Annotated in this window: 1 protein-coding gene; it reads right to left on the reverse strand. The window is 74.2% G+C overall.

The window, feature by feature from the left end; all coding sequences use genetic code 11:
- Positions 1-134 precede the first annotated feature (134 nt).
- Positions 135-7898 carry an amino acid adenylation domain-containing protein gene (locus ACIGXM_RS14860; protein ID WP_396560733.1) on the reverse strand — a complete coding sequence of 2588 codons (7764 nt, stop codon included), beginning with the start codon at positions 7896-7898 and terminating at the stop codon, positions 135-137.
- Positions 7899-7989: the final 91 nt, after the last annotated feature.

A 7989-nucleotide genomic window follows, 5' to 3' on the forward strand; every position in this document is an offset into this window, starting at 1 on the left:
GGGGGCCCGCCCCCCCCGGGGCCCCCTGGGCGCCGCCTTTTGGGGGGGCGGGGGGGGGGGGCCGCCCCCCCCCGGGGGGGGGGGCGCCCGGGGGGGGGCGCCCCCCGCGCCCCCGGGCCGGGAGGGGGACGCGGTCAGCGTCGGGCGCGCTGGACCTGGCGGGCGGCGGAGGCGGCCCTGGCCCTGGCCACTCGGTCCCGCATGCCGTCCGTGGCACCGCCGCCCGGGCCGTCCTGTGGACCCCGGGCACCGGTCGGCGAACCGGTGTCGAGCGCCGCGGCCAGCGCCGCGACCGTCGGGTGCTCGAACAGCTGTGAGATCGGCAGCTCCCGGCCCAGCGCGGCGATCAGCCGGCTGTGCAGCTTCGCCAGCAGGAGCGAATTGCCGCCCAGGTCGTAGAAGTTGTCATGGGCGCCGACCGTGGCCAGACCCAGCACGTCCGACCACACCTCGGCGATCCGCTGCGCCAGGCCCGCGCCGGGTGCCACCCAGGTCGCGGCGGTGGCCAGATCCGCGCGCTGCGGCTGCGGCAGCCGGGCCTCGTCGACCTTGCCGTTGGGCTTCAGCGGCAGCGCGTCCAACCAGACCACGGCCTCCGGAACCATGAAGGCGGGCAGTCGTGACCGCAGCTGCCGCGCCAACTCCGGCAGGCTCGGCCGGTGTTCCCCGGCGGGCACCAGATAGGCCGCCAGGGCCGGCGAGCGCCGCGGGTCGGCCTGCACCAGTGCCTGGGCCACCTCCGGCTGCGCCAGCAGGACGGACTCGATCTCGCCCGGCTCGATCCGGTAGCCGCGGATCTTCACCTGCCGGTCGGCGCGGCCGAGGTACTCCACCGTCCCGTCGGTCAGCCGGCGACCGAGGTCACCGGTGCGGTAGACCGTTCCCGGCGCACCGTCGGGGTCGGTACGGCGGAACCGCGCGGCCGTGAGGTCCGGACTGCGCCAGTAGCCGTTGGCCACGCCGGGGCCGCCCAGGCAGATCTCGCCCACCACGCCGGCCGGGCAGCGCTGACCGCGCGGGTCGAGGATCAGTGCCCGGCCACCCGCGAACGGGCGCCCCAGCCGGTTCAGCGGGCCCTCGTCGTCGGCGGTCAGCCGGTGGTGGAGGGCCAACACCGTGGTCTCGGTGGGCCCGTAGACGTTGCTCACCTGGTAGGGCAGGCCGGCCGGCGGCCACTGGCTGAACGCCGCGCCACCCACCAGGAGGTGCCGCAGGTAGCGGGGGCCGGGGCGGTCCGAGGTCCACATCGCCTCGGCGAGCGGCGTCATCACCAGGCAGAGCGAGATCCGGCGCTCGTCCAGCCAGCCCGGCAACTCGGGGACGACCATCGGGCCCTGGAGCGGCACCAGGCAGGCCCCCGAACCGAGGGCCGACCAGATGTCCCACTGCGAGGCGTCGAAGCCGGGGCTCAGCACCTGACCGACCCGGTCGCCCGGTCCCACCCCGAAGGACTCGCCGCCGGCCAGCACCAGTTGGGCCAGGCCGCCGTGGCGCAGGGCGACGCCCTTGGGTTCGCCCGTGGTACCGGAGGTGTAGATGACGTAGGCCGTCGAATCCGGGTCCGGCGCGGCACCGGACGCATCGGCGGCAGCCGCGGGTTCGGCGACCGTGGGGTCGGTGACGTCGAGCACCACCCGACCACGTCCGCGAAGCCGCTCGCACACCTCCGGGTCGTCGGTCAGCACCGCTCCCGCGGCCAGGTCGTCGAGGATGTAGTCGACCCGGGCCTGCGGATGCCCGGGCTCGATCGGGCAGAACGCGGCCCCTGCCTGCCAGGCGGCCAGCATCGCCACCGGCAGCTCCTCGCCCCGGCCCAGCAGCAGCGCGACCACGGGGTCCTCGCCGCGCACGTGCGGACGAATCCGCCCGGCGAGCGCGGCGGCCCGGTCGGCCAGCCGGCGGTAGCTGAGCACACCGGCATCGGTCTCCACGGCCGGGGCGTCGGGGTGTTCGCGGCACCAACGGGCCACCAGCTCGGGGACGGTGGTGGTGGCGCCGGCCGCCGGGCCGTGCTCCCAGTCGCGCAACTGCTCGAGGTCGGTGCCGACCAGGTCCATGGTCCGGACCGGTACGTGCAGTTGGTCGGTCAGGGTGTTCAGCGCCCGACCGAGCAGCTGGGCGAACTGGGCGACGTCGGCCGGGCGGTGGCGATCGCCGCGATAGGTCACGGTGCCGGTCAGGGCACCGTCGCGCACGGTGAGGACCACGGTCAGCCCGAGCTTGCCGATGAACTCGGCGCCCTGGCGATCGAATGCGAGCGGACTCAGCGGACGACCGGCGAGGGTGGGCTGTTGGCCGCCCACGGTCGTCAGGCTCAACTGGACGTCCGCGTACGGGGTGCGGCCGAGGCGGCGGGGTGGGTTGAGGCGGTCGACGATGTCCTCGAACGGTGCGCCCCGGTGCTCGTGGGCGCTCAGCAACTCGGCGCGCATCGTGTGCAGCAGGTCCCGGACGGTAGCGTCCTCGGCCGGCCGCGAGCGCAGCGCCATGGTGTCCAGGCACGGGCCCAGCAGGTCGGCGAAGTCGGGGTGGTCGCGGTGGGCGAGCGGGCCGGCGAACACCACGTCGTCCTGGCCGGTCCAGCGGTGCAGCACGGTGGCCAGCGCCGCGGCCGCCGCCAGGTACGGAGTGAAGCCGTGCTCCTGTTGGAGCGGACGCCAGCGCTCCATCAGGTCGTCGGCCAGTGGGATCGGCACGGCGCCGTTGGGCCCAGCCTGGCGGGGGGCCGGGAAGTCCAGGTACGGCGGGGCGCCGGCCAGGTGGTCGGCCCAGTAGGCGAGGTCGGCTGCTCGCTGGGCGCTGTCCCGCTCGGCCTCCTGGGCCGCGACGAAGTCCCGGTACTGGCGCCGCCCACCGGCGCTCAGCGCGCCGGGCTCCGGCAACGCGAGATCGCCCAGGGGCCGATCCAGCAGCTCGGGCAGCCCGGTGAGCAGGGTACCGAAGCCCTCGGCCAGGGCGCGCACCTGCTCGGCCGCGAACCGCTCGCCACGGTAGGAGAACGCGCCGGAGAGTCGGCCGTCCTGCTCGGAGAGGGTGACGGTGAGCGCGAACTTGGTCTCCCGCGCCCAGAAGGAGTCGAAGAAGAGCGGCGTCAGCTCGGTGTCGCCGAGCGTGCTGCGGCGATCGCTCAACAGGTTCATGTTCAGCGCGATCTCCGCGTACGGCGTACGGCCCGCGCGCCGCTCGGGCTGCAACCGCTCGACCAACTCGTCGAAGGGAGCACCGCGGTGCTCGAAGGCGTCCAGCACCTGCGACCGCATCGCCCGCAGCAGCTCGCGAAGCGTGGCCGCCCCGGCGGAGCGGGACCGCAGGATCGTCAGGTCCAGGCACGGCCCGAGCAGTTCGGCGAATCGGCCGCGGTCCCGGGTGGAGACGGGGACCCCGAAGGTGACGTCCTCCTGGCCGGTCCAGCGGTGCAGCAGCACGGCCAACGCGGCGGCGGCGGCCATGAACCAGGAGACGCCGTGCGTGGCTTGCAACTGGCGCAGCCGCGCCAGGGCGTCGGCGGGCAGCGGGATGGCCACCGCGCCGTCGGGCCCGGCCGCCGCGGGCTCGGGCAGCCGCGGGTAGGCCGGCGCGCCGGTGAGCCGTTCCGTGCCGTGCGCGAGGTCGGCGGCCCGTCGGGCGCTGTCCCGCTCGGCCTCCTGGGCCGCGACGAAGTCCCGGTACTGGACGGTGGGCGGCTCGAGCTGCCGGTCCTGCGCCACCGCCCCCCAGCACCGGGCCAGCTCTCGCAGCAACACCGGTACCGACTCCCCGTCGATGACCAGGTGGTGCAGGCAGAGCAGCAGCACGTGACCGGCGGCGCCGTCGTCGGCCAGCGCCACCCGCAGCAGTCGGCCCGAGGCCGGGTCGAAGGGGTGTCGGGCGGCCTGGTCACACCAGGCCCGCAGGCCGGCGTCGGGCGAGGCGGCGGCCCGCAGGTCGAGCAGCTCGGGTTCGGGACGCCACGGCGAGCCGACCAGCTGACGGAGCCGGTCCTGGTGCTCCACGAAGTGGGTGCGCAGGATCTCCTGGCGCTCGACCAGCGCGGCCAGGCTGCGGCCCAGAAGTGCCGCGTCCAGTCCGGCCGGCGCCCGCCAGGCCAGCACCACGTTGTAGCGCGCGTCCTCGGGTGCGGCGCGCTCGGCCAGCCAGATCCGTTCCTGGAAGCCGGCGGCCGGCAGCAGTTCACCGCTCGGCCGGGCCGGTTCGGCCGGCCGGGCGGCCTCGGGAGCCTGGCCACCCCGGGCGTCGACCAGGTCGGCGAAGTCCTGGAGGTGTGGGCACTCGAAGAGGGTGCGCAGCGGCAGGGCGGGACCGAACTCGCGGGTGACCCGGCTCAGCAGGCGCACCGCCAGCAGCGAGTGGCCGCCGAGTGCGAAGAACGAGTCACCCGCCGCCACCGCGGGGACGGCCAGCAGCTCGGCCCAGATCGACGCCAGGGCCCGCGCGGTGGGCGTGCGCGGCTCGTCGCCGCCGGCGCTCTCCAGCGACACCCCGGTGGCGCGCAGGGCCGCGGTGTCCAGCTTGCCGTTGACGGTCAGCTGGATCGCCGCCACGGTACGGAACTGGGCCGGGATCATGTACTGCGGCAGCTTGGCCCCCAGGTGCAGGCGCAGCTGCGCCCCGGTGGGGGGCTCGCCCGCCGGCTGGAGGTAGGCGATCAGCCGCTCGTCCTCGACCACCACCGTGGCCTCGGCGACGGCCGGGTGTTCGCGCAGGCAGGACTGGATCTCGCCGAGCTCGATCCGGTAGCCGCGCAGCTGGACCTGGGAGTCGCCGCGGCCCAGGTACTCCAGGGAGCCGTCGGGGCGGTAGCGGGCCAGGTCGCCGCTGCGGAACAGGGTGCCCTCGCCGAACGGATTGGGCACGAAACGCTCGGCGGTCAGCTCGGGACGTCGCAGGTAGCCGTCGGTGACGCCCGCGCCGCCGACCAGGATCTCGCCGACGGCGCCCACCGGCAGCAGCCGCCCGCGGGTACGCGGGTCGACCAGGTGAACGGTGGTGGTCGGGATCGGCGTGCCGATCACGCTGCGGCCGGTGTCGGCGTCCGCCCGGGTGACGGTCCGGACGGTCACGTGCACGGTGGTCTCGGTGATCCCGTACATGTTGACCAGGCGCACCTGCGGTCGGCGCTCCAACCAACCACCGAGCATGGCGGGTTGGAGCTGTTCCCCGCCGAAGATCACGTAGCGCAGGTGGTCGAGCGGGGCCGCCGCGCTCTCCTCCTCCACCGCGAGCAACTGCCGAAACGCGCTGGGCGTCTGGTTGAGCACGGTGACCCGCTCACGCTGGATCAGCTCCCAGAACTGCCGGGCGTCCCGGGCCTGTTCCTCCGGAACCACGACGACCCGGCCGCCGTGTGCCAGCCCGCAGAAGAGTTCCCAGACCGAGAAGTCGAAGGCGTACGAGTGGAACATGGTCCAGACGTCGGTGGGACCGAAGCTGAACGGGAAGCGCTCATTGCTGATCAGCCGTACGGCGTTGCGGTGGCTGACCACTACACCCTTGGGACGGCCGGTGGTGCCGGAGGTGTAGATGCAGTACGCGGGGGAGTCGGGGCCGGTCTCGGGCAGCACCACCCGTCCGTCCGCCGGCTCCTCGATGAGTTGAGTCATCATCAGAACTGTGCCGTGGAAGTCGAGTTGACCAACTGCCTCGGCGTCCTCCAGCACCGCCCAGCGGGTGCTGGAGTCGGCCAGGATGAACGCCTGGCGCTCGGCGGGCACCGCCGGGTCGATCGGCAGGTACGCCGCCCCGGCCAGCAGGACCGCCAGCATGGCCTCGGCCTGCGCCAGTCCGCGCGGCAGCAACAGGGCCACCAGCTCGCCGGGCCGCACCCCGCGGTCCACCAGGGCCCGGGCCAACAGTTCGGCCCGGTCGAGCAGTTCGGCGTAGCTGCGGCGCTCGTCGGCCTGGCTCAGGGCCACCGCCCGCGGCCGGGCCTGGGCTTGGTCGCGCACCAGCGCGTGCAGCGTGGTCTGCGGATAGGCCGCTTCGGTGGCGTTCCACACCGCCAGCTGAGTCTGCTTCTCCTGCTCGGTCAGCGGGTCGGCCTGCGCCAGCGGCGCGTCGGGTGCGGCGAGCAGCTGGGTCAGCAACCGCAGGTAGTGCTCGGCCATCAGCTGGATCTGCGAGGTGTCGAAGTAGAGGCCGTTGAAGACCAACCGGCCATCGAGCGCGTCGTCCTCAGGGCGCAGGAAGAGCGTCAGGTCGTACTTGCCGTACCCGCTGCCCTCCTCGACGAGGACGGCAGGCGAGCCCTCCGGGCCGGTGAGGGCGCGCGGCCCGTCGGCGTAGCAGAAGAACACGTCGAACAGTGCGGTCCGGCTCATGTCCTTGTCGGGATCGACCAGTGCCACCAACTCGTCGAACGGCGCCAGCGGATGCTGGCGTGCGTGCCCGAGCGCCGCCCTGGTCGCGACGGCCACCTCGTGGAAGCTGGCTGCCGTGGTGGCCCGCAGGCGCAGCGGCAGCAGGTTCGCCAGCGGCCCGACGATCGAGTCGGCCCCGTCCCCGCGGCCGGGGTCGGCGACCCCGAGCACCATCTCCTCCTGGCCGGAGTACCAGCTCAGCAACACGGTGAAGGCGGTGAGCAGCACCTCCTCCTGGCTCAGGCCCTTCTCCCGCGCGAACCGGGCGAGCGCCGCGGTGGACGGCAACCGCAGCGGGACGGACTGCTCCTGGTAGATGTGCACGGCCTCGCGGGGTCGGCGCTCGGGCAGTCGCAGCGGGTCGATCTCGCCGCGCAGCGCCTGCGCGCGGATCTCCAGGTCGTGCTGCTTGCGGTCCTGCGGGATGGCGTCGAGCCACTGTCGGTAGCTGCTCGTGGTGGGCGGCGGGCCGTCGGGGGAGGCCAGCAACTGCCGCGCGATGACGGTCAGTGAGGTGCGGTCCAGCACGGCTTGGTGACCCACCAGGGCCAGCCAGGCGCCCCCGTCGGTGTCTGGCTGGACGGCCAGCCGCAGCAACGGGTCGGTGGCCAGGTCGAAGGGCTCCGCGGCCCACCCGCGCAGGGCGGCCGGCACCTCCTCGCCGGCCGCGGAGGCGGCGTCGAGCCACTGGACGGTCAGCCTGGCTTCGGTGCGGATCCGCTGGGTGATCCGGCCGTCGAGGAGCACCAGGTTGGTGCGCAGCGCTTCGTGGGCCAGTTCCACCCGGGTCGCGGTCGCGGCCAGCTGCGCGGGGTCGGGTGCCTGCTCGAGCCGTAGGTACAGCGGCAGGTTGTGGTAGACGGGCGGCCCGTCGTAGACCACGCCGCGTTCGAAGTGGTCGATGAAGCCCATCCGGCCCTGGTGGGCGCTGGCCGGGTGGAGCACCTCGCCGGTGGGGACGGTGAGGTGCTGCTGCACGGCGGGTTCGGAGGTGGGCGCGGTCGCGGGTGCGCTGACGGCGGCGTAGCAGTCGGAGAGCTCGCGGAGGAACACGCCGGCCGACTCGCCGTCCCAGACCAGGTGGTGCAGGCAGACGAAGAGCACCTGATCGCAGTCGCCCAGCTCGGCCAGACCGGCGATCAGCAGCTGCCCCGAGGCGGGGTCGAACTCGTGGTGCGCCAGCCGGTTCAGCCACTCCTGCAGCACGTCGTCCTGGTCGGGCCGGCCGCGCAGGTCGAGCTCCGTCGGCCGCGGGGACCAGGGTGCGCCGACGAGCTGCCGCAGGCGGCCGTCCTGCTCCACGAAGGCGGTGCGCAGGATCTCGTGACGGGAGACCAGCAGGGCCAGCGCCGCTTCGAGCGCGTCGATCGCCAGGCCACCGGGGAGGCGCCAGGCCAGCGGCACGTTGTAGCCGGCGGTGCCGGGCTCCAGCCGCTCCGCCAGCCAGATCCGCTGCTGGAAGCCGGAGGCGGGGAAGGGCTCGGGCTCGGGCTCGGGCTCGGACTCGGCCGCCAGGGGCACCGCGACGGTGTGGTCCGCCACGGTGGCATCGGCCGCCGTGCTGGTGGTGTGCGCTGTGGGTTGGGGGCCGCGCAGTTCGTCGAGGTGGGTGGCGAAGTCGCCCAGTCGGGGG

It is taken from the genome of Kitasatospora sp. NPDC052896 (assembly GCF_044547075.1).
Taxonomy (GTDB): domain Bacteria; phylum Actinomycetota; class Actinomycetes; order Streptomycetales; family Streptomycetaceae; genus Kitasatospora.